A 743-nucleotide genomic window follows, 5' to 3' on the forward strand; every position below is an offset into this window, starting at 1 on the left:
GATTTATCCCCGCTGGCCTGCGCAGCAGGCCCCTGCTTTCAAAAGTCGGGGGCCGCTTCGCGACCCAACGGGGATAAATCCCCTCGCCACAAAGGCTCTTCGCCACAGCGATTGTGATCAGGCCATTGCGCCGTAACGCTTCATCGCCTCAATCGCCAGACCGCTGCCAATGCTGCCAAAGATATTCCCTTCAACATGCCGTGCGTTCGGCAACATCGCCGAAACACTGTTGCGCAGCGCCGGAATGCCGCTCGAACCGCCGGTGAAGAACACCGTATCGACCTGATCCACCGACACGTTGGCATCGTTCAACAGCTGCGTGACGCTGCCGCGCACGCGCTCAAGCAGTGCGTCGATGGACGATTCGAACAGGGCGCGGCTCAGCTCAACGCTCAGGCCGGGCTCGATCCGGTCCAGCGGCACATGGCGGCTGTCGGTGTGGGTCAGCTGGATCTTGGTTTCTTCTACTTCCATCGCCAGCCAGTGGCCGGCGCGCTGTTCGATCAGCTTGAACAGGCGGTCGATACCGCCGGTGTCTTCGATGTCGTAACGCATGCTGCCCAGCGCCAGGGTGGATTTCTGCGAGTAGACCGAGTTGATGGTGTGCCAGGTCGCCAGGTTCATGTGGTGGCTGGTCGGCATGTAGGCGCCGCTCTTCATGCGGCTGCCGTAGCCGAACAGCGGCATCAAACCTTGCAGGCTCAGCTGTTTATCGAAATCGGTACCGCCGATGTGCACGCCGC

General features: G+C 61.4%; 1 protein-coding gene. It reads right to left on the minus strand.

Going from position 1 to position 743, the window contains the following annotated elements; genetic code table 11:
• Positions 1–117 precede the first annotated feature (117 nt).
• Positions 118–743: Hsp70 family protein (locus DBR24_RS33875; RefSeq protein ID WP_256591853.1), on the minus strand; the 626-nt coding region annotated here is incomplete at its 5' end.

It is taken from the genome of Pseudomonas sp. HMWF006 (assembly GCF_003061205.1).
Taxonomy (GTDB): Bacteria; Pseudomonadota; Gammaproteobacteria; order Pseudomonadales; family Pseudomonadaceae; genus Aquipseudomonas; species Aquipseudomonas monsensis.